The organism is Terrimonas ferruginea DSM 30193 (assembly GCF_000425585.1).
Classification (GTDB): domain Bacteria; phylum Bacteroidota; class Bacteroidia; order Chitinophagales; family Chitinophagaceae; genus Terrimonas; species Terrimonas ferruginea.
In genome coordinates this window covers 337019-359537 of the sequence record NZ_AUDS01000009.1, presented here as the reverse complement: position 1 = coordinate 359537, position 22519 = coordinate 337019, and the positions used below count along the sequence as shown (strand labels likewise).

Annotated in this window: 22 protein-coding genes; 8 read left to right on the top strand and 14 right to left on the bottom strand. The window is 48.8% G+C overall.

Annotated features, from left to right (window positions below; translation table 11 throughout):
- The coding region (locus H608_RS24605; RefSeq protein ID WP_028786382.1) for a hypothetical protein at positions 1 to 240 on the top strand (240 nt) is incomplete at its 5' end.
- A gap of 201 nt (positions 241 to 441) precedes the next feature.
- Here H608_RS24605 and H608_RS21050 read toward each other — a convergent pair.
- The 6 genes from H608_RS21050 to rpsO all read right to left on the bottom strand — a co-directional run bounded on the left by H608_RS21050 (position 442) and on the right by rpsO (position 6375).
- Positions 442 to 903: a hypothetical protein gene (locus tag H608_RS21050; RefSeq protein ID WP_155990024.1), complete on the bottom strand. Its 462-nt coding sequence runs from the start codon at positions 901 to 903 to the stop codon at positions 442 to 444.
- Between the two features lie 165 nt (positions 904 to 1068).
- Positions 1069 to 1878 (bottom strand): M48 family metallopeptidase, encoded by an 810-nt coding sequence (locus H608_RS0103040; RefSeq protein WP_028786381.1) that lies wholly within the window; start codon positions 1876 to 1878, stop codon positions 1069 to 1071.
- Between the two features lie 80 nt (positions 1879 to 1958).
- Complete coding sequence (gene plsY, locus H608_RS0103035) at positions 1959 to 2615, bottom strand: glycerol-3-phosphate 1-O-acyltransferase PlsY (protein WP_028786380.1); 657 nt, start codon at positions 2613 to 2615, stop codon at positions 1959 to 1961.
- A gap of 77 nt (positions 2616 to 2692) precedes the next feature.
- Positions 2693 to 3511, bottom strand: coding sequence for a 50S ribosomal protein L11 methyltransferase (gene prmA / locus H608_RS0103030; protein ID WP_028786379.1), 819 nt, complete (start codon positions 3509 to 3511; stop codon positions 2693 to 2695).
- A 208-nt stretch (positions 3512 to 3719) separates the two neighbouring features.
- On the bottom strand, positions 3720 to 5918 hold the full coding sequence (gene pnp, locus H608_RS0103025) for a polyribonucleotide nucleotidyltransferase (protein ID WP_028786378.1): 2199 nt from the start codon (positions 5916 to 5918) through the stop codon (positions 3720 to 3722).
- Between the two features lie 187 nt (positions 5919 to 6105).
- Positions 6106 to 6375, bottom strand: coding sequence for a 30S ribosomal protein S15 (rpsO, locus tag H608_RS0103020; protein ID WP_028786377.1), 270 nt, complete (start codon positions 6373 to 6375; stop codon positions 6106 to 6108).
- A 139-nt stretch (positions 6376 to 6514) separates the two neighbouring features.
- On the opposite strand from rpsO, the gene H608_RS0103015 reads away from it, so the two are divergent.
- A complete protein-coding gene (locus tag H608_RS0103015; RefSeq protein WP_028786376.1) occupies positions 6515 to 7123 on the top strand; it encodes a MiaE family protein in 609 nt (202 codons plus the stop codon).
- Positions 7124 to 7218: 95 nt separating this feature from the next.
- On the opposite strand, the gene H608_RS0103010 is transcribed toward H608_RS0103015, so the two are convergent.
- Complete coding sequence (locus H608_RS0103010; protein ID WP_028786375.1) at positions 7219 to 8373, bottom strand: galactokinase; 1155 nt, start codon at positions 8371 to 8373, stop codon at positions 7219 to 7221.
- Between the two features lie 22 nt (positions 8374 to 8395).
- Between H608_RS0103010 and H608_RS0103005 the strand changes: the two genes are divergently transcribed.
- A complete protein-coding gene (locus H608_RS0103005; protein WP_028786374.1) occupies positions 8396 to 9424 on the top strand; it encodes an aldose epimerase family protein in 1029 nt (342 codons plus the stop codon).
- Here H608_RS0103005 and H608_RS0103000 read toward each other — a convergent pair.
- From H608_RS0103000 to H608_RS0102970, 7 genes are all read right to left on the bottom strand, one after another.
- On the bottom strand, positions 9394 to 10407 hold the full coding sequence (locus H608_RS0103000; protein WP_028786373.1) for a GSCFA domain-containing protein: 1014 nt from the start codon (positions 10405 to 10407) through the stop codon (positions 9394 to 9396). The two genes, H608_RS0103005 and H608_RS0103000, sit on opposite strands and share 31 nt — an antisense overlap.
- 18 nt (positions 10408 to 10425) lie before the next feature.
- Positions 10426 to 11292 (bottom strand): hydroxymethylglutaryl-CoA lyase, encoded by an 867-nt coding sequence (locus tag H608_RS0102995; protein ID WP_028786372.1) that lies wholly within the window; start codon positions 11290 to 11292, stop codon positions 10426 to 10428.
- A gap of 106 nt (positions 11293 to 11398) precedes the next feature.
- Positions 11399 to 12175: a 23S rRNA (guanosine(2251)-2'-O)-methyltransferase RlmB gene (rlmB, locus tag H608_RS0102990; protein ID WP_028786371.1), complete on the bottom strand. Its 777-nt coding sequence runs from the start codon at positions 12173 to 12175 to the stop codon at positions 11399 to 11401.
- Positions 12172 to 12717 carry an NUDIX domain-containing protein gene (locus tag H608_RS0102985; RefSeq protein ID WP_028786370.1) on the bottom strand — a complete coding sequence of 182 codons (546 nt, stop codon included), beginning with the start codon at positions 12715 to 12717 and terminating at the stop codon, positions 12172 to 12174. The genes rlmB and H608_RS0102985 overlap by 4 nt, the downstream gene beginning before the upstream one ends.
- A 233-nt stretch (positions 12718 to 12950) precedes the next feature.
- Complete coding sequence (gene metK / locus H608_RS0102980) at positions 12951 to 14204, bottom strand: methionine adenosyltransferase (protein WP_028786369.1); 1254 nt, start codon at positions 14202 to 14204, stop codon at positions 12951 to 12953.
- 92 nt (positions 14205 to 14296) lie between these two features.
- Positions 14297 to 15778, bottom strand: a complete 1482-nt coding sequence (locus tag H608_RS0102975; protein WP_028786368.1) for a DUF4270 family protein — start codon at positions 15776 to 15778, stop codon at positions 14297 to 14299.
- A gap of 53 nt (positions 15779 to 15831) precedes the next feature.
- Positions 15832 to 16644, bottom strand: coding sequence for a glycogen/starch synthase (locus H608_RS0102970; RefSeq protein ID WP_028786367.1), 813 nt, complete (start codon positions 16642 to 16644; stop codon positions 15832 to 15834).
- A 103-nt stretch (positions 16645 to 16747) separates the two neighbouring features.
- On the opposite strand from H608_RS0102970, the gene panC reads away from it, so the two are divergent.
- From panC to H608_RS0102945, 5 genes are all read left to right on the top strand, one after another.
- On the top strand, positions 16748 to 17599 hold the full coding sequence (gene panC, locus H608_RS0102965) for a pantoate--beta-alanine ligase (RefSeq protein WP_028786366.1): 852 nt from the start codon (positions 16748 to 16750) through the stop codon (positions 17597 to 17599).
- Between the two features lie 163 nt (positions 17600 to 17762).
- Positions 17763 to 18107: an aspartate 1-decarboxylase gene (gene panD / locus H608_RS0102960; protein ID WP_028786365.1), complete on the top strand. Its 345-nt coding sequence runs from the start codon at positions 17763 to 17765 to the stop codon at positions 18105 to 18107.
- A 188-nt stretch (positions 18108 to 18295) separates the two neighbouring features.
- Positions 18296 to 19303, top strand: coding sequence for a lysylphosphatidylglycerol synthase transmembrane domain-containing protein (locus tag H608_RS23365; RefSeq protein ID WP_051267974.1), 1008 nt, complete (start codon positions 18296 to 18298; stop codon positions 19301 to 19303).
- 238 nt (positions 19304 to 19541) lie between these two features.
- Complete coding sequence (ppk1, locus tag H608_RS0102950; RefSeq protein WP_028786364.1) at positions 19542 to 21626, top strand: polyphosphate kinase 1; 2085 nt, start codon at positions 19542 to 19544, stop codon at positions 21624 to 21626.
- Positions 21607 to 22497 carry a Ppx/GppA phosphatase family protein gene (locus H608_RS0102945; RefSeq protein ID WP_028786363.1) on the top strand — a complete coding sequence of 297 codons (891 nt, stop codon included), beginning with the start codon at positions 21607 to 21609 and terminating at the stop codon, positions 22495 to 22497. Before ppk1 ends, H608_RS0102945 begins: the two co-directional genes overlap by 20 nt.
- The last annotated feature ends 22 nt before the right edge of the window (positions 22498 to 22519 follow it).

The window sequence follows — 22519 nt, the reverse complement described above, 5'->3', positions numbered from 1 at the left end:
CAGGTGATCGGCCGCAGCCGGCAACGGCTCAAAAGCTGGCTGATAGAAACCACCAAACTGGTGGTGCTATACGGCGACAAAGAAACCAAGACCCACACCGTGTCTTTGCAACAACTATTACAAATACCCGATACCCAAACCCGGAACACTTTATCTTTGCAGTACTACAAAAAACAAAGCCATCAGCACACAGGTAACGACCAATGCCGATGGCTTCAAAAACAAAAACCAAAGATATGAGGAAAAAAATTGTCCCTGCGGATAACCGCAGGGTTTTGTCTTTCCCTTAAGTTGACGGCTATGGTGAGGACACGAACGAGGGAAGAAGGGGGAGCCCTTTCAAAATTGACTTATTCACTGCTCACTCAATACAACCAGAATGCCCCGTCTTAAACGGGGCATTCGGTGTTAAATACTGTTGTTGCGTAGTGTGTGTTCAGCTTATTCAGCCATTGCCGCAGCTACAGCGGCTGTCCGCTTACGTGCGGTTACTGCATCGCCGGCAGAACGCGGATCGCACTCTCCTCTTACAAAACGCAGTGCACTCCATACATGATCCAATTCGATACGCTCGATGCTCTCGTACCCTTCGCAGGTGAGCCTGTTCCAGCTACACTCACGGTTAAGGTCAGTTACGATCTTGGAAGTCGATTTTGGATAAGCAACCCAAAACTTCGACTCACCTTTCAGGGAAGGCATCACATCTTTCAGAATGCCATTCAACTGATTCTCGTTAACTGCAAAGATCAAAGCGAAATCGATTTTCCTGTTTTTCAGGAGAGGTGTCATGTTTTTGGCAAAAGACAATTTGCTAAACTGCTTTTCAATAGAAGAAGGCAAACCCTGGATCAGAAGATTTTTCTCGTCTGCCAATTGTAACTTTTCAAAAACTGTTTGTGACATCTTTGAAGCGATTTTTTAAGGGTTTCTGGTAATCTTGGCTATTACCAGTGTTCTCATTGCAGGGAATGCAAAGTTAACGAAAATGCAGCTAGGTTGGGCCTATAATGCAAGAAAAATCCCGTCCAGCTTGCGTTTGGACGGGATTTCCCTATGAGAGATGTATACTTATTTAACAGGCTTATAATATGTAAGTGCCTCTTGCATATGTTTTTCTAATTCACTTATCCGTCTGCCCTCGCTCGGATGCGTGCTCAAAAATTCCGGTGGTTTTTGTCCGTTTGAAGCCGTTTCCATACGCTTCCACAGGTTAATTGCCTCTTGCGGGTTATATCCGGCCATGGCTGTCCAGATCAAACCATACCGGTCGGCCTCCAGTTCATGTTTGCGGGAAAACGGTAATGTACCGAGTACATTCGATCCTACACCGTATGCTGTCATGAAAAGATTCTGCGTTGCTGCTGGTTTGCTCGACAATGCCACACTGAGCGCGGAACCAAGCCCCTGCTGCACCATGCCCTGGCTCATCCGTTCATTGCCATGCTGGAAAATAGCGTGAGACACTTCATGTCCCATTACCGCGGCCAGTGCCGCTTCGTTCTGTGTAATAGGTAACAAACCTGTATAAACGACGATTTTGCCGCCGGGCATGCACCAGGCATTCACTTCTTTGCTGTCTACCAGTTTGTATTCCCACTTGTAGCCATCGAGCTGGGAGGAAATGCCTTTTTGCGCATAATATTGTTGTACAGCAGCCGTGATGCGCTGGCCCACGCGGGTTACCATCTCAGCATCCTTGCTGGTGGAAGGACTGATTACTTTGTTAGAGGAAAGGAAAGTCTGATACTCGCTTACAGCCATCGACTGCAGCTCCGATTCAGGCAACAGCGTAAGTTGACTACGACCGGTAACAGAATTGTTTGAGCATCCGGCAGACAAGCAGGCGACTGCCGTCAGAGCAAGAAAGATTCGGGTCATGTTGGGTATTTTAGGTGTTCAGTTAACTTAAACAATCACTATACCAAACAAAGGTAAGCGGGTTTGAGGGGATGATTGTATTAACGGGACGAGTTACGTCTGCGTTGGCGGCGCCGGTCGCGGTATTTGAAAATAGGCACTTTGCTTTCAGCACCTTTCAACAAACGTCCGATGTTTTTCTGATGGGTGAGGATTACCATCAGTGCTACTGCAATGGCAAATACACGATATACAGGATTATCAACGTTGAAGATCACCAGGATGAATACGGGAAAAGCCACACTGGCCAGCATGGAACTAAGTGATACAAAACGGGTAAGGTAAAGTACCGCGAGGAATACACCGGAACAACCCAGTGCTGTCCAGGGAGAAATGCCAACCACCAGCCCGAATAAAGTAGCCACGCCTTTTCCTCCTCTGAAATCCGCCCATATGGGGAAGATATGCCCGATTACCGCGGCGAGTCCCAATCCCATTTGAATGTTGGTCAATCGCTCCTGGCTGCCATAATCGCCAAGCAAAAAAGCAAGCTTCACCGCAACGATACCTTTCAACATATCCACGATCATTACCACCGTACCCCATTTAGGGCCAAGTACACGGTAAGTGTTGGTGGCACCAGCGTTGCCGCTGCCATATTCACGTATGTCAATATTGAAAAAATAACGACTCACCCACACAGAAGTAGGAATGCTGCCAATCAGATATGCAAGAACTATGATCAATAGTTCATTCATAGAAAAATCGGTTAGGGATGAACAGCAAATTTACGAAAAAACCGGTTGCCGGTAACAATAATTTAATACGCGCTTTTTTAAGCGGCTGAAAACCTGATACATATCCAGTTTCCGCGCTGAAAGCGTTGCGGGGCGCGCAGTCCATTCCGGGCAGCGCTTTCAGTGATCACGGTTTCGTCTTCCTCCAGCAGGCCGCTTAACAGCAGGGTGCCGCCAGGATTCAATTGCGCTGAAAGCCGGTGCATGTTGTCGAGCAGCACATTCCGGTTGATATTGGCAAGAATAATATCATACTGAAAACCGGCACCTGCATCGTCGGCACGCTCCAGAATAATACTTGTCGCATCATTCGCTTCCATGTTTTCGCGCGTATTGTCGATACTCCAGGTATCATTGTCGATCGCCCTTATTGTATCCGCACCCAGGCGATGTGCAAGAATGGCCAGTACACCGGTGCCCGTTCCAAAATCAAATACGGAGCGATCCTTGAAATCGATCTCACGCATTTGTTGAAGCATCATATAGGTAGTGGCATGATGGCCGGTACCAAAACTCATCTTGGGTGTGATGACGATCTCGTGTTCTACCTTGCTGATGGGTTCATGAAAGCCGGCACGTACCGCCACAAAATCATCGACCACCACCGGTGCGAAGTTCGATTCCCACGACTGATTCCAGTTTACCGGCGCAATTTCAGTGACTACAGGTGTCACCCGCAGCGAGGAATGAATCCCGGCGAGCGAAGCTTCGTCGTATTGCTCATTGGTGAAAAAAACTTTCAGTTCGTCATCCCCCTCTTCAAAGCCTTCGGGTCCGAATTCATTGAGCAGGGCCATGAGTATCTCGCGTTGTTCGCGCGCAATGTTGGTATAGTGGAGTTCGCGGTATGCGGTCATTGGGTGAATCGTGAATGGTGAATGGTGAATCGTCATCCCGAAGTCTCGGGAGTAAATGGGTCAATCAGTGAATAAGTGAATGAGTGAATACGGCATTCACCTACACTTAATACTTATTACTTAATACTTGATACTTATTACGGCTGTTTACCTTGCCTTCTTTTGAATTCAAAAACAAACCCGGAGCATGTCCGGGTTTGTTTTTATTTTATTCTCCTTGCGGATTTTGCTCTCTTTGTTCTCTGGGTTCGCGGGGTTCTCTTGAACCACCGGCGTTCTCAGGTTTTGGAATCAGCGCCTTGCGCGACAGTTTGAATTTGCCTGACTTGGGATCTGTGCCGATCAGTTTTACTTTAAAAGTATCCCCTTCTCTTACGATGCCCTCAAGTGTCTCCAAACGTTTCCAACTGATTTCGCTGATGTGTACCAGGCCTTGTTTGCCGGGCAGGAACTCAACGAATGCACCGAAAGGAACGACAGATTTAACAACAGAATCGTAAACATCACCTACTACCGGAACGGCAGTGATGCCTTTGATCCAGGCTTGCGCTCTCTCCACCCCTTCTTTGGCTACGCCGAAAATGCTTACTTCGCCCTGGTTGTTTACTTCTTCGATATTGATAGTCGTACCGGTTTCACGCTGCATTTCCTGGATCACTTTACCACCTGGTCCGATCACTGCACCAATGAACTCGCGATCGATGATCAGTTTAACCATACGCGGTGCGTGTGGTTTCACCTCTTCACGGGAAGCAGGAATACACTCATACATGGCATCCAGGATATGGAGGCGGCCACGACGGGCCTGATCCAATGCCTGCTGCATTACTGCCATCGGCAAACCATCCACCTTGATGTCCATCTGCACACCGCAGATACCATCGCGGGTACCGGTTACTTTAAAGTCCATATCACCCAGGTGGTCTTCGTCGCCCAGGATATCCGTCAATACGGCGAATTTGTCGTCTTTGGTGATCAGTCCCATTGCTACACCAGATACGTGTTTGGGAATACCCACACCCGCATCCATCAGCGCCAGTGAACCGGCACATACGGTAGCCATGGAAGATGAACCGTTTGATTCCAGGATATCGCTCACTACACGAACAGTGTAAGCGAAGTCTCCATTTGGCATCATTTGTCTCAGCGAACGCATAGCCAGGTTGCCATGGCCTACTTCGCGGCGGCTTTGACCACGCATCATTTTCACTTCACCGGTAGAAAACGGCGGGAAGTTATAGTGCAGGTAAAATTTGGAATCGTAGGAATGAGCAGCACTTTCCACCAGCAAATCATCTAAAGCAGTACCTAAAGTAACCGTTGTAAGTGATTGTGTTTCACCTCTTGTGAAAAGAGCTGAACCATGTGGAGAAGGCAGCACGTCCGTTTCCATATCGAGCGGACGAACCTGGTCGAGTGCACGTCCGTCGAGGCGGATTTTCTCGTTCAGGATCATATCACGCACCACGTAGTACTGAAGATCTGCGTAGTAGGTGGAAGCCAGCTTCTTGGTCAGGTCGGGCAGTTCCTCACCCTCGGCCAGTTCAGACTTCAGGTAAGTGATCAGTTCTTCCTTGATGGCCGCGAAACGGTCACTGCGTTCATGTTTGGGCAGTGCGGCTTTGGCTACTTCATATACTTTCTGGCTGGCGAAAGCCTTCACTTTCTCTTCCAGTGCAGGATCGGTTGCGGGTTTGGTATAATCACGCTTGGTGGTCACACCGGCGAGCTGACGCAGTTCTTCCTGCGCTTTGATCTGGATGCGGATCGCTTCGTGGGCAATCTCCAGTGAACGTACGAGGTCAGCTTCGCTGCACTCCTGCGCTTCACCTTCCACCATCATCAGGTTTTTCTCGGTAGCCGCGATAATAAATTCGAGATCGGACTCTTCGAGCTGACTGCGGGTAGGGTTAACGATGAACTCTCCATTGATACGACCGATGCGTACTTCGGAGATGATTTCCTTGATGGGAATATCGGAAACAGCGAGGGCTGCAGAAGCAGCAAGGCATGCCATAGCGTCCGGCATAACTTCAGGATCACTTGAAATAAGTGATACAAGTACCTGAACCTCACAAAGATAATCTTCCGGGAACAAAGGGCGCAGCGCGCGGTCGATCAGGCGGCTAGTCAGGATTTCGTAGTCATTCAGGCGGGCTTCACGCTTGAAGAAAGAACCGGGAATACGGCCTGCCGCAGCAAACTTCTCCTGGTAATCAACGGTCAGCGGGAAAAAGCTCTGTCCTTCTTTGGGCTCTTTATTGGCCACAACGGTAGCGAGGATCACACAGTTGCCGCTTGAAACGGTAACCGCGCCATCAGCCTGGCGCGCAAGACGACCTGTTTCGATCGTAACCTCGCGCCCACCACCTATATCAAATGTTTTGCGAATGGGTTGTTTTAACATACAAATGCAATTGTAAATGAAGAATGGGATCAGAAACGGCAAGAAGATCCGGCGGAGAAACAACGATCCTAAAAACAGTTATTCCCAACATCCAAAAGGAAGTTGGGAATATCAATTATATGCAGGATTCGAGAATTGAAACCTCAGAATAAAAGACGTTCCCACTCCGTTCTCCGGAAGGGTTGTCTTACTTTCTCAATCCAAGTTTCTCAATCAGCTGGCGATAACCTGTAAGGTTATGCTTCTGCAGGTAGTTCAGTAAACGCTTACGCTTACCTACCAATTGCATCAGACCACGGTGGGTAGAGAAGTCTTTTTTGTTCTGTTGAAGGTGTTGGCTGATCTGGCTGATACGCTCTGTCAGCTGGGCAATCTGTCCTTCGATGGAACCTGTATTAGTCGCATTGCCACCGAATTCGGCAAAAATTGCAGCTGTTTTTTCTTTTGTTAAAGGCATCTTTTACTTTTTTGGATTTGTCATCCGATTTTAATCCTATATAATTTGTGGCGGCAAAGGTAAGACAACTATTGCGAAACACAAAAGATTTTCACCTGTTGCTGGCCTTAGGTTTGGCAGTCCGCGCTATTTTTGCCTCATGGAGTTATCCCCCGACGCCCGCAACATTCTCGGCCTGAAACTTCCCACCGATCCCCGCTGGGTAAACCTGGCCGAACTCTCTCTGGAAGAGATACTTACAGACCATGCTTATTGCGAGCAGAAGGCTGCTACCACCTGCATCACTTTTATCCAGCGCTACAGCCAGATGGAAAAACTGGTCAGGGAGCTGGCGCCGATTGTGACCGAGGAATGGGGACACTTCCGGCTCGTGCTGGCCGAACTCCATAAACGCAACCTGCAACTCGGCAAACAGCGCAAAGATCTTTATGTCAATAAACTATTCGAGTTTCAGCAGAAAGGCGGTGACTGGGAAACACGTTTCCTCGATCAAATGTTGAGTATGGCCCTCATCGAAGCCCGCAGTTGCGAACGTTTTAAACGTTTAAGCGAAGGGCTTGATGACCCTTATCTCCGCCAGTTCTACCGCCGCTTCATGGAAAGCGAAGCGGGACATTACACCCTTTTCATCGAACTCGCCGAAACCTACATCGACAAAGATATCGTCAGAAAACGCTGGGCTGAATGGCTGGCCTACGAAGCCGAAGTGATGAGGGGGCTGGAGGTACGGGGGGATAGAATACACTGATGAATGTGAAAATGTGTAAATGTGTCCGCCCACGGCGAAATGTGTAAATGCAACAACCATTTACACACGGCCCCCGCCGCAGGCGGGGCACATTTTCACATTTGTTTTACCCCCTCCCCGATTTCCGACACAATCACTTCAGGCGGATAACCGATGCGGGCATCATAATAAGCGATCAACTGCCGGGAAAATTCGGGGATAGCCCGCTCTTTTACCAACGCAATGGCACATCCGCCGAAGCCGGCGCCTGTCATGCGTGCCCCCACACAGTCTTCCTGCCGGCGACAGTATTCAACAATGGTATCGAGTTCCTTACCGGATACCTGGTAATCATCGCGCAGCGAATCATGCGAAGCATATAACAAGGTACCCAGCCGGTCTATATCGCCGGCTTTCAACGCCGCACATGCCTGGTACACGCGATCATTTTCCGTCACCACGTGCCATGTGCGGCGACGGACAACCGGATCCGTGATCAGGTGTTCATGTTGTTTAAACACCTCCGGCTTCACCTCACAGAGATGTGTGATGGACAGGGTTGTCTGCAATTGCGCCAGTGCTTCCCGGCATTCACCAAAGCGCTCATTGTATTTTGATTCCGCCAATTGACGCTGTTTGCGGCTGTTAATGATCACCAGCTTGTATTCACCCGTTTCAAAAGGCATGTACTCATGCGTCACCGTGTCGCAGTCGAGCAGCAAGGCCTGATTTTTTTTACCCAATGCCACAGCGTATTGATCCATGATACCACTGCTCAGGCCAATAAACTCATTTTCCACACGCTTTGATAACAGCGCGATGGATCTTTTGCTAATATCGATGTTATGCAGCATCGCAATCAGGTAACCGGTCAGTACTTCAATCGATGCGGAAGATGAAAGCCCGGTACCAACGGGCAGATCACCCGCAAACAACAGATCCATTCCTTTCAACGAATGACCGGCTTTCAAAAATTCATGGATCACTCCAAGCGGATAGTTGTACCACTCCGGTCCTGTTTTGGTATAGGACGCGGCAAGTGGTATATCGGCTTTTTCGGTAAAGTCAATACTCCTGAACCGGAACGTCTTGTCTTCATTGAACGAAACGGCTGCATAAGAACCAAGGGAAATAGCGAAAGGCATCACCATTCCGCCATTGTAATCGATGTGTTCACCAATCAGGTTTACCCGCCCGGGGCAGAAGAAAAAATGATCGGCTTCTTTGTTGTAATGCTCACGGAATTTCCCGGCCAGGACTTCTTTTGTCATTTGGATTCACGTATTTTGAAGAATGATTCAAACCAGTGGCATTTACCAGTTTACTCATCCGGGTGGTGAAGATATTTATTTATTCCACCTGATCAATAAACAGGGAACGGAAGTTCGTGTTACAAATCTCGGCGCCATCACCACTGCATTCATTGTGCCTTCGACAAAAGGTCCGGTTAATATCGTACTGGGCTTTGATAAAGTGGCCGACTATCTTTCACCGGACTATCTCGCTGCTTATCCTTATTTCGGCGCGGCCATCGGACGTTATGCCAACCGCATTGCCAACGGAAAGTTTATGATCGATGGACAATCCTGCGAAGTTACCTGCAATCAACCACCCCATCATCTGCACGGTGGCCATGAGGGATTTGATAAAAAAATATGGCAGGTAAAATCGTACGATGCGGCAAATGCGCAACTCATTCTCAAGTACAAAAGTATTGACGGCGAAGAAGGTTTTCCCGGAGAGCTCAACACGGAATTGCAGATCAATCTCACCAACGAAAACGAACTCATTTATACATTCCGCGCCACTACCGACCAGCCGACCGCTGTCAATCTCACACACCACGATTATTTTGATCTCGATCCTTTGTCAAAAGGCATCAATGGGCAGCTTGTGCAGATCAATGCCGATCATTGGCTGGCGCAAAATGAATCGTTTGTTGCTACGGGAGAATTAATTCCGGTAGCCGCAGCATTTGATTTCCGCATTCCCAAACCGATCGGTCAGGATGCAGATCCGGTGAAAGGTTATGATCAGAGTTTTGTTATCAACCGGTCCGGCGGCCCCGCTGCTTCAGCTTTTTCAATAAATACCGGTTTGAAACTCGAAGTATTTACCACTGCGCCGGTTGTTCATTTTTATACGGGCCGTTATATTCCTTTGTTAAATGGAAAGTTCGGTGCGTTCTCGGGTTATTGTTTTGAAGCGCAGGTACATCCGAATGCCATCAACAATCCTTCTTTCCCTGATACCATTCTGCGACCGGGAGACACCTACGAACAACAAACAACCTACCGTGTTTCAACGGAAGCAGTAAAATAATTCAATTCCTCGCTGAGATCGAGGAACGGGTATTGTGCCTGTAGTTGGGAGACTTTCTCTATATGTTTTACCAAGAATTCTTTATGCGCCTTCGTAGCGGGCTGCATCGGGCGATGCCGTTTGGCAATACCGATCTTTTTCAATTCCTGCATCAGTTCGCGCGCTTCTGATGCAATACAGCTTTCGGTAAATTTTTCCAATACAAATTCGGTGGCCAGGTAATTCGGATGAGCCAGATCGATATCATAGAAACGATAGTCGCGCAATACGTCGATCACCAGTTCGTATGCAGGAAAATAATGCAGTCCGTTGAATTTATTAACGAGATGATGAACAGCTTCCAGGAGACGCGCCTTACTTCGGTTATTCTCGACCACACCATCCCGCAGATGGCGGACGGGACTTATCGTAAACAAAATCTGCAGACCGGGATTGAATTGCCGGAGACGATGATAACAAGTATCAAGCATCGTTACGGTTTCTTCAATTTCCATCAGGTGTTTGTGAAACCATTGTGCTGGTGCACGATGACAGTTGGCTACCCCGTCTCCTGTTTTCAAGGCGGCGTTATCAGCCTCATCGGTAAGATGATAGGAAAAGGAAGAACCTAATGTCAGGATCAGCCATTTTGCTTTTTTTAAAAAATGGTGTCCGGCTTCACATGCCTGGTTGATTTTAGCCAGCGCGTCCTCCGGATCCATTGAGGAAAAACGCGAATGATGTCCCCAGCTATGCCATACTTCGTGCAACTGAAACAGCTCCTCGCGCGTATATTTTCTATTGTCGATATAAGCCAGCAGGCTGTTGCCCACACTCGCCGGGTCGAACAGGATACCGTGCGGATTCTGCAACACGGGAAATTTCAGTTCGGCCAGTGCATTACCGATATGTTCGGTAAAGCAGGAACCTACCAGCATGATACCATCGCCGTATTGGATCGGTTGCGGTAATTTCTTGAGGGCAATGTCCACCATCAGGTTCATGTGCACGATATTGAGCGTTCAGGAAAGAAAAATTTTATCCGCGAGACGCAGGCTTTCCGCCAGCGCTTCTTCGTTTAAGGACAGTCCGTTTTTTTCCTTGAAAAAACGGATCATCCATTCTGTATTCATGTTGCCTACGAGTTCATCATCTGCCATCGGGCAACCGCCAATTCCTTTAAGCGCGCCGTCGAAACGTTGAGCGCCGCTTTCGAAAGCAGCTTCCAATTTTACGCGCCAGTTATCGGGGCGTGAATGCAGGTGCACACCGATTTCGGTTTCAGGCAAAGCCTCCGTGAGATAACCGGTAATGCGGCTCACCTGTTCAGGTGTGGCCAGCCCCACCGTATCCGCCAGCGAGAGAATACGGATATCCATGGCAGTGAGTTTGTGTGCCCAGTCGAAAACGACCTCCTCATTCCAGGGATCTCCGTAGGGGTTGCCAAATCCCATGGACAGGTAAACAACTAGTGTCTTGCCGGTCTTTATGCAGAGATTCTGGATCTCTTCTACCCTTCCCAGTGACTCCTGGATAGAGCTGTTGGTATTGCGTCGCTGAAAAGTTTCGGAGACGGAGAAAGGAAAACCGAGGTAATTGATCTGATCATAAACGGAGGCGTCCTCGGCTCCGCGGTAATTGGCTACGATGGCCAGCAATTGCGTGGAGGTGCCGGACAGGTCGAGTGCTTTCACTACTTCCGCGGTGTCGGCCATTTGCGGAATAGCTTTCGGTGAAACAAAACTGCCGAAGTCGAGCGTATCAAACCCTACTTGCAGCAATGCATTGAGGTACGTGATCTTATCGGCGGTTGGAATATTTTTTTTCCAGCCCTGCATTGCGTCCCGCGGACATTCTACGAGGTTTATTCGATTTGTGTTAGTACTCATAGCCAAAAATGTGTAAATGTGAAGATGTGCAAATGTGTAAATGATTTACGAAACTCATTTTCACATGGCCCATTCCGGCAGGAAGGGCACATTTACACATTTTTAATTATCCCTCAACCGCCCATCCGCGCTGGCGGCCGGCTTCGTAGAGCAGCATGCCGGTAGCAACGGAAACATTGAGGCTTTCAAAATCGGTAGCCATCGGAATGCGGATTTGTTCGTCGCACACTTTTAACAAGGTTGGATGAATGCCTTTGTCTTCGCTGCCTAATACGATAGCGCAGGGTTCGTTGAGTGGTGCATTCGCCGCTATTACGGACGCTTTCATTTCACTGGCAAATACTTTAATGCCGTTCATGCGCAGGTCGTCTACGGCTTTCACCAGACTATTAACACGGCATACGGCAATTTGTTCCAATGCCCCGGCAGAGGTGAGCAGTGCTTCTTCATTCAAGGCTCCTACTCCTTTATCGGGAATGATCAGGGCATGTACACCACAGCAATAAGCGGTACGCGCGATGCCGCCGATGTTGCGGATATCGGTAATACCGTCGAGGATCAGGAACAAAGGCGTTTCGCCTTTTTCCACGGCAAAAGAAATCACGGATTGAAGATCCTGGTATTGTACGCGGGCGATGATGGCAATACAACCATCATGGGGGCCGGCATTGAAGGTATTCAGTTTGGCTTCAGGGACGGTATTGACAGGCACACCTGCATGAGAGGCATGCTGGCGAATAGCGGCGCCGGCAGCGCCCTGCACTCTTGTATCAATATAAATACGATCCAGCGCCCGCCCTTCTTTCAGGGCCTCGATAACGGCCTGCTGACCGATGATCATGGTGTTTTTCTTAGGGCGTTGGGGAGAACGGAAATTTTTCATGTAAACATCAATTTTACTTTGAGTACCGCAGCAATGGTCAGCGAATCGGTGATTTCACTGTTCTGCACCATGCGGTACACTTCATCAAAAGGTAATCTGCGCACGCGCAGTTGTTCTGTTTCTTCGGGTTGTGCAAGCCCTTGCTGAAGCCCGCGGGCCAGGAATACATGTGCCCATTCGTCGGTTACGGAATTAGACAAATGCATTTGCATGATCTCCTGCCAGTCGCTGGCCTGAAGACCTGTTTCTTCCAGGAGTTCACGTTTTGCGGACTCCAGTGGCGAAGTACCTTCCGGGCATCCGCCTTCGGGTAGTTCCCAGGTATATTGATCGATGGTGAAACGGTACTGCCCTACGAGGTAAGTATGCATGTCATCGTCCAGCGGCAGCACGGCAATCGCCAGATTTTTGAAATGGACTTTCCCATAAATACCTTTTCCTCCGGATGGGTTGAGCACGTCGTATTCGGTCACCTTTATCCAGGGATTTTCGTATCGGTCTTTTTCAGAAAGTATTGTCCAGGGATTGCGGGTCTCGGCCACTGCTGTTTTTTACAAAAGTAGTAAGTAATAAGTTTTAAGTACTAAGTTATAAGTAATAAGTTGGAAGTAGTCTTTGCTTCTCACCCCTCTTTGCGTGAGATGAAGCTGGCTTCAGGAACCTGAGTTGCTCTTCACTTATTACTTATAACTTAAAACTTATTCCCGAAGTACCGGGCGGCTGTTTTGACTTGTAACTTTTACATTAAAAAACCCGCCTGAAGGCGGGTTTTTGTTTATTTCAGTCCAAAAGCTTTTTTCACTTTGGAAACATAATCGAGTTTTTCCCAGGTGAAGAGTTCTACTTTTTTCTTCACCACTTTTCCGTCGGGAGAAGTGAAGGTTTTTTCCACTACTTCAGACTTGCGGCCCATGTGCCCGTATGCAGCAGTTTCGCTGTAGATCGGGTTGCGCAATTTCAGGCGCTGTTCGATGAAGTAAGGGCGCATGTCGAAGATGCTTTCTACCATCTTGCCGATCTGACCGTCGGTGAGCTCGACTTTGGCAGTACCGTAAGTATTAACGTTGATGCTGGTAGGTTGTGCTACGCCGATTGCATAAGACACCTGTACCAGTACTTCGTCAGCTACACCGGCAGCTACGAGGTTCTTGGCAATGTGGCGTGTGGCATAGGCGGCACTGCGGTCAACTTTGGAAGGATCTTTACCACTGAATGCGCCACCGCCGTGTGCACCTTTGCCACCGTAGGTATCCACGATGATTTTACGGCCGGTCAGACCTGTATCGCCGTGCGGGCCACCGATCACGAATTTGCCGGTTGGGTTGATGTGGTATTTGATGCCGTCGTTGAACAGCTTGGCGTATTTTTTATACTTGCTCTTTACGCGGGGGATCAGGATGCGGATCATGTCGTCTTTGATCTTCGCCAGCATTTTGGTTTCGGTATCGAAATCGTCGTGCTGGGTAGAGATAACGATCGCGTCGATGCGTACGGGTTTGTTGTTGTCGTCGTACTCGAGGGTTACCTGGCTCTTGGCGTCGGGGCGCAGGTATTTGATCGCTTTGTTCTCGCGACGCAGGGCTGCCAGTTCGATCAGCAGTTTGTGTGCGAGGTCGAGTGCCAGCGGCATGTAATCTTCGGTTTCGTTGGTAGCATAACCGAACATCATTCCCTGGTCACCGGCGCCCTGGTCTTCTTTTTTCTTACGCTCAACACCCTGGTTGATGTCGGCAGACTGCTCATGAATGGCTGATAGCACACCGCAAGAATGTGCTTCAAACATGTATTCACTCTTGGTATAACCGATCTTACGGATTACACCACGGGCGATCTCCTGTACGTCGAGATAAGCTTTTGATTTCACTTCTCCTGCCAATACAACCTGACCGGTCGTTACCAGCGTTTCACAGGCAACTTTTGATTGCGCGTCAAATGCGAGGAAGTTATCAATAAGCGCGTCAGAAATCTGATCAGCCACTTTATCCGGATGTCCTTCAGATACGCTTTCTGAAGTAAAGAGGTAAGGCATAAGAAAACTTTAGTTTGTTTGTAATGGGATAGTCTATAAAATAAATCGGGTGCAAAGATAACACCCGATTCAATTCGTTTTATTTAGCCGCCTTAAATTTTGGAGTATACGATCCGGAGCCTCATCCGCTGCGGGTTATTGAGCGGCTGGCCACCCTGTAGCCGCACCCTGCCCCTTGTAACGGACACCGGCGTGAGCGGTTGAATGGCGATCGTTCCATCGGTGACCAGGCCAGGTATACCATAGGTTTCTATCACATAGCTGGGTGACGAAAGTCTCAGGTCATAAATCGGCAGCTTACCATTGACCACGTGCTGTACGTAGCGAGTCAGGTTGAAGCGCCAGCGGCGGATGGTATTGCCATTGGCATCTTTAGCCACGGTCGGGTAACTTCCGAATGAACTGTAATTCGCTCCACCTGTCGAGGTCATCAGCAGGTCGTACGGCACTGTCCGGTATTTGGAGATAGACGGATCATAGGCATCCACGAACAAGGATCCGGGCACATAGAACAGGGAATCGGTCGGGCCGTTATATACCTGCTCCATAATCAGTTCTGCACGATGGATCACACGGTTGTTGAGGCCGATCAGGCCGGGGATTTTGATCTTGGCAAATGTGCCGGGTGTGTTCTGGATAAAGATCTGGTTATCTTCCACCTCATCGTTAGCGGCGGAGGCCCAGCTTGTACCGGAGTAATCACGTGTAACGATATTGGCCTGACCTGCTCCGTATACGCTGGTAAAATTGAAGTAGGCAACAGTGGCCGTATCGAACGCCGTATGCTGCGGGCGTTTCCATTTATAATAAACCGCAAGCTTGGTATTGGCACCTGTCAGGTTGATACCCACCACGGCATTACCGTTGGTCGATTCAACAGCAAATCCTTTCAATTTCTTCTGGAAAGCTGTATCAGAATTGTACGCTCCGTTAACACCCACAGAGTCGTAATTCAACAGGCGCTGACCAAATGCATCATTCAAACGGATCCGCACCTGATAAGGTGTGGTATCCCGGAATGCCCGAACGGTGTCCTGAAACCCTCTGGGGAAGAAAGTGCGTGTACCCAGCAGGTTGTTGTACGCAAACTGGTTGGGTTTGCGGATCAGGTAAGCAGAGTCGGATTTGAATACGCTCGACTGATCGATCTCGTATACATTGAATGTCTGTGAAACGGTCGTATCGCCATATACATTTGTAGGATGTAACACCAGTACCACGGAGTCCAGCAACAGGCTGTCGGGTTCTGTCTGATTAAATGCGTAACGGTAGAACGGTGGCTTCAGTTGAAAAAACAACTTGGCGTCTGTTCTGCCGAAAAGCGGATCATTGGTAATCAGGCCAACATATTGCTCGTCGGCGGCGGTAGATCTTGTAGAATCGTTTGTAAGATCGAAAATGTTATTGAAAGCCTGGATGGCCAGGGTGGTATCGAATGTAGTGATATTATCCACCGGTGGAATCAGATCATCTCCCAGTTCCGTGGCTTCATTGATCTTTTTACAGGAAGACAGCCACAGGATAGAACCAGCACATAAAAACAGCAGTGTTGGAATAAGGTATCGTTTATTCACAAAAGTTAAATTGATGATTAGGGTTATCTGCCTTGTTTTGGTGTTAGATAAACTTATCCCGCAAGTTCGCCATAGAGTTGTAAATACTCTGTTAAATCGGATTCTTCGTTGAAAGGCAGGGTTTTCTTGCCTCTTACTTTGGAGAATTCGGTTATCAGTTTCTTGTCTACATTTTCCGCTCCAAAGGTGATGGCGTCGGCATAAGTGGCACCGCCGCGGAAAAGAGCCGTATTTGTTCCTTCTTTGAAAGGTTCGAGGTCTTTTTCTTTCAGGCTCGGATGGATCAGTGCTTTTTTGATGAAGTCGGCACCCAGGGATTCCTTAAAGGTATTCTGGCCCACGGTGAACACGATCTTGCTGTGCGCAAATACCGGTTCTTTCTTATAAATGGTCTTGAGATAAGCGGGGATCAATCCTGTCATCCAGCCGCTGCAATGGATGATATCCGGAGGCCATCCGAATTTTTTCACGGTTTCGAGTGCGCCTTTGCAGAAGAAGACGGTACGCAGATCATTGTCGTCGAACCATTTTTCCTCTTCGTCATGAAAAACGAATTTGCGTTTAAAAAGCTCCTCGTTTTCAAGGAAATAAACCTGTAAACGCGCGCTTGGAAGAGAAGCCACCTTGATCTGAAGCGGCATATCATCGTTATCGATGGATACATTAATACCGGAGAGACGGACAACTTCATGAAGACGATGGCGTCTTTCATTGATCGTGCCGAACCGGGGCATGATGCAGCGCACCTCGTAGCCACTGTCATTCGCCTTGATCGCTAGCTTGTTGACGATTTCAGAGAACTCCGTCAACTCCAGGTAGGGCGACATTTCGTTGGCAATAAATAATATTCTTTTCTTTGCAGACATGCTTTCCCGTTTAGATGAATCTTTGTCAAAAAGGTTGGCAAAGTTACTATTTTATCGTGAAAACCCGCGACTGAACTGAAAACCGGGTTATTTTTACAGCCTTATGATCATTTTTAAGACAGCCGGCGAACTCCGGACATGGCGCCGGGACGCTGCTGAGAAAGGGCTGCAAACGGGCTTTGTGCCTACGATGGGCGCATTGCACGACGGACATCTATCCCTGCTGAAAGCCGCTTCCGCCGGCAACGCGCTTACCCTGGTCAGTATTTTTGTCAATCCTACCCAATTCAACGATCCGGCAGATTATGCCAAGTATCCCAATACATTGGATAGGGACATCGATTTACTGGAAAAAGCCGGCTGCACAGCTTTGTTTCTCCCTTCCGTGGAAGAAATGTATCCCGAAGGCCTGCCTCCCTCCGCCCCTCATTACGAACTGGGATTCCTGGAAACCGTGCTCGACGGCGCTTACCGGCCAGGCCACTTTCAGGGTGTATGCATGGTGGTTCACCGCTTATTGAAAATGGCAGAGCCCGACAACTTATATATGGGCCAGAAAGACTACCAGCAATGCATGGTGATCGACCGGCTGCTGGAACTGACCGGCATGAACGGGCACATCAGCTTACACATCTGCCCTACACAACGCGAGTCCGACGGCCTCGCCATGAGCAGCCGTAACCTCCGGCTTTCTCCGGAGGAGCGCCATCAGGCAACCGCCATCTACCGGGAGCTAAAAGCCATCCGTGAACAACTTCATCGCGGCGATCTCATTTCCCTGAAACAAAAAGCCGCCAGCAACCTGGAAGCGCAGGGTTTCCGCCCCGATTACATCGAAATTGCCGACGCCCGCACGTTGCAACCTGTGGGCGAATGGGATGGCAAACGCCCGCTGGTGGCGCTGGCCGCCGCGTTTCTCGGCGAGGTGAGGCTGATCGATAATATGATAATGTGAAAATGTGCCCGAGACTTCGGCCCGAAGTCTCGGGGTGTGAAAATGGAGTTTTTAATAAACACTGCACTTGCGTGTTGAACTCACTCATTTACAAATTTTCACATTGTTTGCTTCGGTTTAACCCGAAGCAAACTCGCAGTTTCTCTCTACCTTTGCACCCATTATGCAAATTGAAGTACTGAAATCCAAGATTCACCGGGCCGTTATTACGGAGGCGAACCTGAATTATGTCGGCAGCATTACGATCGACGAAGATCTGCTCGAAGCCGCGAACATGATCGAAAACGAAAAAGTACAGGTGGTGAATGTCAACAACGGCGAACGCATCGAAACATATATTATTAAAGGAAAACGCGGTTCCGGTATTATTTGTCTGAATGGTCCGGCCGCCCGCCGCGGTATGGTGGGCGACGTGGTAGTAATCATTTCTTATGCTGCCATGGACTTTGAAAAGGCCAAAGAGTTCAAACCGTGGATCTGTTTTCCCAAAGAAGGAAACCGGTTGTAAGGATTAGTCGTGAATCGTCAATCGTGAATGGCCCCGCCTTGGTCGTGTTTTCACAAACCTGTTTTCCGGGTAGCAGGAAGTGTGTGAATAGTGAATTGACGATAGATAAAGAGCAAAGGCTGTTTACACTTCGCCCGAAACTTCGCGACCGCTTAAAACTTACTATTTAACACTTACAACTTCCCCACTTGCCCAAGCGCCTTTCAACCATATTGCAGTACTGCCTCTTCCTGGGACTGGGAGTATTCCTGGTATGGTTGTCTGTCCGGAATATCGATGCACAAAAATGGCAGGAAATAAAGGATGCACTGCGGCATGCACGCTTCTACCTCGCCATACCGGTATTCGGTATGCTGCTCCTGAGCCATTATATCCGCGCACTGCGCTGGCGTTTGCTCATCGAACCACTCGGTTATAAAACAGATAAGACCAATACTTTTCTCGCCGTACTTATCGGTTACCTGGCCAATATGGCCGTCCCGCGACTCGGCGAAGTACTGAAATGTACCCTCCTCGCCCGCTATGAGAAAGTTCCCGCAGATAAACTGGTGGGCACCATCGTTCTCGAACGTTTGATAGATGCCATGTGCCTGCTGATCGTATTCGGACTTACCATCATTACCCAACCAGGACTATATGCCCGCTTGAGCGACACCGTGTTTGTGTCTAAAGAAGGAGCCTCAACAGAGCAATCCGGCGGTTGGGGTCAATTCATCCTACCGGTGTTGGGTGGCCTGATCATCATAGCCATCATCGCCTGGATGATCATTAAGAAAAAGAATTTCGGTGATCTTCTCCGCTTGTTCCGCAATATCGGCATGCGCATCTGGGAAGGCCTCACCACCATCCGTCATCTTAAGAAACGCGGACAATTTCTGCTGCTCACACTTTGCATCTGGGCTTTGTATCTCACCAGCGGTTACATCGGTTTCCTGGCATTGGAAGCGACACAGCATTACGGTTTCCCTGAAGCGTTGACTGTATTGTCTGCCGGCAGCATCGGCATGATCGTCACGCCCGGCGGCATCGGTGCCTATGCGTTTATCATTGAAAAAACAATGGAGATGTACGGCCTGCAGCAAAGCATCGCCGCGGCCTTCGGCTGGTTGTTGTGGATCGCCCAAACGCTGGTGATCCTGGTGGGTGGATTGATCAGTTTTCTTATTCTTCCCTGGTACAACAAACGTAAGGCATAAGGCTGAAGGTGCGCGCGTAAGTAGGATTAAGCGCCGCACGGAACTTGCCCGAAACATCCGGCGAAGTGTTAACAGCTTTATTCACGGCCTGCGGTTGTTACTCATTCGTTTATTCACTTATTGACTGATTGCCACTCCTCCCGGCGTATCAAAAACTTAACACAGGTTCACGTCATCGTTCTGTAACTTTATGTTATACGGGGCTAACTGTCAGCCTTGTAGCGGATAAAATTTGCCCATGACGCACCACAAACGAAAAACGATAGCAAGAGATATCAGTTGGCTTTCTTTCAACGCAAGAGTATTGCAGGAGGCTGCAGACAAAACCGTTCCGCTTCCCGAGCGGATTCGTTTTTTAGGAATTTTCTCCAATAACCTCGACGAATTTTTCCGGGTGAGAGTGGCCACCCTCAAACGCATGACGCAGGTGGAAAGCAAAGCGCACATGCATCTCGAAGTAAATCCACAGCGGATCCTGAAACAAATCCAGCAGATCGTACTCGAACAACAGGAAGAATTCAACCGCATCTGGGCCGGCATCCAGGTCGAACTCAACCGGCGTAAAATATTTCTCCGTTCCGAAAAAGAACTGACAAGCGAACAACAGGAATTTATCCGCGATTATTATGACGAAGAGATCAGCCCTAACCTGATCCCGCTGATGATCGAAAATACCCGGGGCGTTCCCAACCTGCGCGACAAATCCATTTACCTTGCCGTGGTGATGAGCCGCAGCACCGATCCCTCGCAACGCAAATACGCGCTGGTGGAAATTCCCAGCCGCGTACTCGGACGTTTTATCATCCTGCCCACAAAGCCCGGCCAGCACGAACTTATGCTGCTGGAAGATGCGATACGTTTCAACCTGCCGGACATTTTCCATTTCTTCGGATACGACCAGTATGAATCCTACATTTTTAAAATGACCCGTGACGCGGAAATGGATATCGACAACGACATTTCCACCAACATCATTCAAAAACTGGAAAAAGGCATCAAGAACCGCCGGCGCGGCAAACCCGTGCGCCTTGTTTATGATAAGGAAATGGATGCCGGATTATTGAAATACCTGATCCGTCGTCTCAATCTCAGTAAGAAAGAAAATATTATTCCGGGTGGTCGTGTTCACAACTTCCGTCACTTCATGGACTTTCCGGATGTGTTCACCGGCGCACGTAAACGCAAAAAGCCCTTCGATCATCCGCTGCTCACCCAGAACAGGATCGCCGACACGGTGATGCAAAGGGATATACTGTTGCATTTCCCCTATCATTCCTTCACTCCGGTGATCGACCTGATCCGCGAGGCGGCATTCGATCCCGAAGTGGTGTCGATCAAGATCACCTGTTATCGCCTGGCATCACACTCCAAGATCATCAACGCCCTGCTGAACGCCGTGCGCAACGGCAAAGAGATAGTGGTAATGCTGGAACTGCGCGCGCGTTTTGATGAAGAAGCTAACCTGGAATGGAAAGAACGGCTCGAAGAAGAAGGTGCCAAAGTATTGGTCGGCATCCCTAAAATGAAAGTGCACTCGAAACTGTGTGTGATTACCAAAAAACACAAAGGTAAATTGCGTCATTACGGGTTTATCAGCACCGGCAATCTCAACGAAAAGACCTCAAAAGTGTATGCCGACCATTGCCTGCTGACAGCTAATGCACAAATAATGGTCGATGTAAACAAAATATTCCAGTATCTCGAACAGCCAAAACTCGGTGTGGGGCTGCTCAAGGAATGCAAGACCGTTATTCCGAGTCCGCACTATGTAAGGCAGGAACTGGAACGATTGATCCAGGAAGAAATTCACCAGGCCAGGCGAAAAAAACCGGCCTCGATCATTGCAAAAATGAATTCGTTGTCGGATGAAAAAATGATCAGCAAACTGTACGATGCGGCGCGTGCCGGTGTAGAAGTGAAACTGATCATCCGTGGTATCTGCTGCCTTTTGCCGGAAGACAAAAAATTTAAAAAGCCGGTGGTATCCATCAGTATTGTAGACGAATACCTCGAGCACGCACGCGTGTGGGTATTTCACAATAAAGGCAAAGAAAAAGTTTACCTATCTTCGGCCGATTGGATGCTGCGCAACCTGGATCACCGGATCGAAGCCTCCTGTCCTGTGTGGGAAGAAGGATTGAAGAAAGAGCTGATCGATATATTGAATATCCAGCTCAGCGACAACGTAAAGGCCCGTTATCTCAACAATGCCAACGATAACCGTTACGTAAAGACACCAGGCCGGAAGATCCGCTCACAGGTAGCCATCTATAATTACCTGATTAAAAAAACGACGAATCATCGTGAGATTGGCAGCCATTGATATTGGAAGTAACGCCGCCCGGCTTTTGATCAGCGACGTGATCCTGTCCGCACAAAAAGAACCTGAATTCATTAAAATTGCCCTGATACGCGTGCCCTTAAGACTGGGCTTCGATGTATTTGAAAAAGGCGAGATCTCCGAACAGAAGATCAACAGGATCTTTAAAACCATTTATGCCTACAAGCACCTGATGGAAGTATACGAGGTGAGCCATCTGCGGGCCTGCGCCACTTCTGCCATGCGCGATGCAGCGAATGGCCCGGAAATCATTAAACGGATAGAAGAGGAAACCGGCCTCAGCATCGAGATCATCTCCGGTCAGCAGGAAGCCTCACTGATCAATGAGAACCATTTCGCCGAACATCTTGCCAGCGACGAATCCTATTTATATATCGACGTGGGCGGCGGCAGCACCGAACTCACGTTCTTCAGCGACGGACGGATGATGGCCAAAGAATCGTTTAACATCGGCACCATCCGTTTGTTGAAAGACCAGGTGACGGAGAACACCTGGGACGCGATGAAAGATTTTATCAAAAAAAGCACCCGCGGCCTCCATCATATCACCGCCATCGGCTCCGGTGGTAACATCAACAAAATCTTTTCTCTTTCCAAACGCAAGGAAGGCAAGCCGCTCACGCTTGGCATGCTACGCGACTACTATAAAGAATTCAGCACCCTTACGCTGCAGCAACGCATGATGTTGTATAAACTGCGTGAAGACCGTGCAGACGTGATCGTGCCCGCCCTGCTCATTTACATCAATGTGATGCGCTGGGCCGATGCGGAAGAAATTGTAGTGCCTAAAATCGGTCTTGCCGACGGCCTGATCCGTAGTCTTTACGACGAAGTTTCCGGTAAAAGCGTCTGATCGCAAATCAAGGTATTCTGCT

Bases quoted from the DNA above. Each gene is read 5' to 3' on its own strand.
- H608_RS21050 (WP_155990024.1), bottom strand. From the start codon at position 903: ATGTCACAAACAGTTTTTGAAAAGTTACAATTGGCAGACGAGAAAAAT.
- H608_RS0103040 (WP_028786381.1), bottom strand. From the start codon at position 1,878: ATGACCCGAATCTTTCTTGCTCTGACGGCAGTCGCCTGCTTGTCTGCC.
- plsY (WP_028786380.1), bottom strand. From the start codon at position 2,615: ATGAATGAACTATTGATCATAGTTCTTGCATATCTGATTGGCAGCATT.
- prmA (WP_028786379.1), bottom strand. From the start codon at position 3,511: ATGACCGCATACCGCGAACTCCACTATACCAACATTGCGCGCGAACAA.
- pnp (WP_028786378.1), bottom strand. From the start codon at position 5,918: ATGTTAAAACAACCCATTCGCAAAACATTTGATATAGGTGGTGGGCGC.
- rpsO (WP_028786377.1), bottom strand. From the start codon at position 6,375: ATGCCTTTAACAAAAGAAAAAACAGCTGCAATTTTTGCCGAATTCGGT.
- H608_RS0103015 (WP_028786376.1), top strand. From the start codon at position 6,515: ATGGAGTTATCCCCCGACGCCCGCAACATTCTCGGCCTGAAACTTCCC.
- H608_RS0103010 (WP_028786375.1), bottom strand. From the start codon at position 8,373: ATGACAAAAGAAGTCCTGGCCGGGAAATTCCGTGAGCATTACAACAAA.
- H608_RS0103005 (WP_028786374.1), top strand. From the start codon at position 8,396: ATGATTCAAACCAGTGGCATTTACCAGTTTACTCATCCGGGTGGTGAA.
- H608_RS0103000 (WP_028786373.1), bottom strand. From the start codon at position 10,407: ATGAACCTGATGGTGGACATTGCCCTCAAGAAATTACCGCAACCGATC.
- H608_RS0102995 (WP_028786372.1), bottom strand. From the start codon at position 11,292: ATGAGTACTAACACAAATCGAATAAACCTCGTAGAATGTCCGCGGGAC.
- rlmB (WP_028786371.1), bottom strand. From the start codon at position 12,175: ATGAAAAATTTCCGTTCTCCCCAACGCCCTAAGAAAAACACCATGATC.
- metK (WP_028786369.1), bottom strand. From the start codon at position 14,204: ATGCCTTACCTCTTTACTTCAGAAAGCGTATCTGAAGGACATCCGGAT.
- H608_RS0102970 (WP_028786367.1), bottom strand. From the start codon at position 16,644: ATGTCTGCAAAGAAAAGAATATTATTTATTGCCAACGAAATGTCGCCC.
- panC (WP_028786366.1), top strand. From the start codon at position 16,748: ATGATCATTTTTAAGACAGCCGGCGAACTCCGGACATGGCGCCGGGAC.
- panD (WP_028786365.1), top strand. From the start codon at position 17,763: ATGCAAATTGAAGTACTGAAATCCAAGATTCACCGGGCCGTTATTACG.
- ppk1 (WP_028786364.1), top strand. From the start codon at position 19,542: ATGACGCACCACAAACGAAAAACGATAGCAAGAGATATCAGTTGGCTT.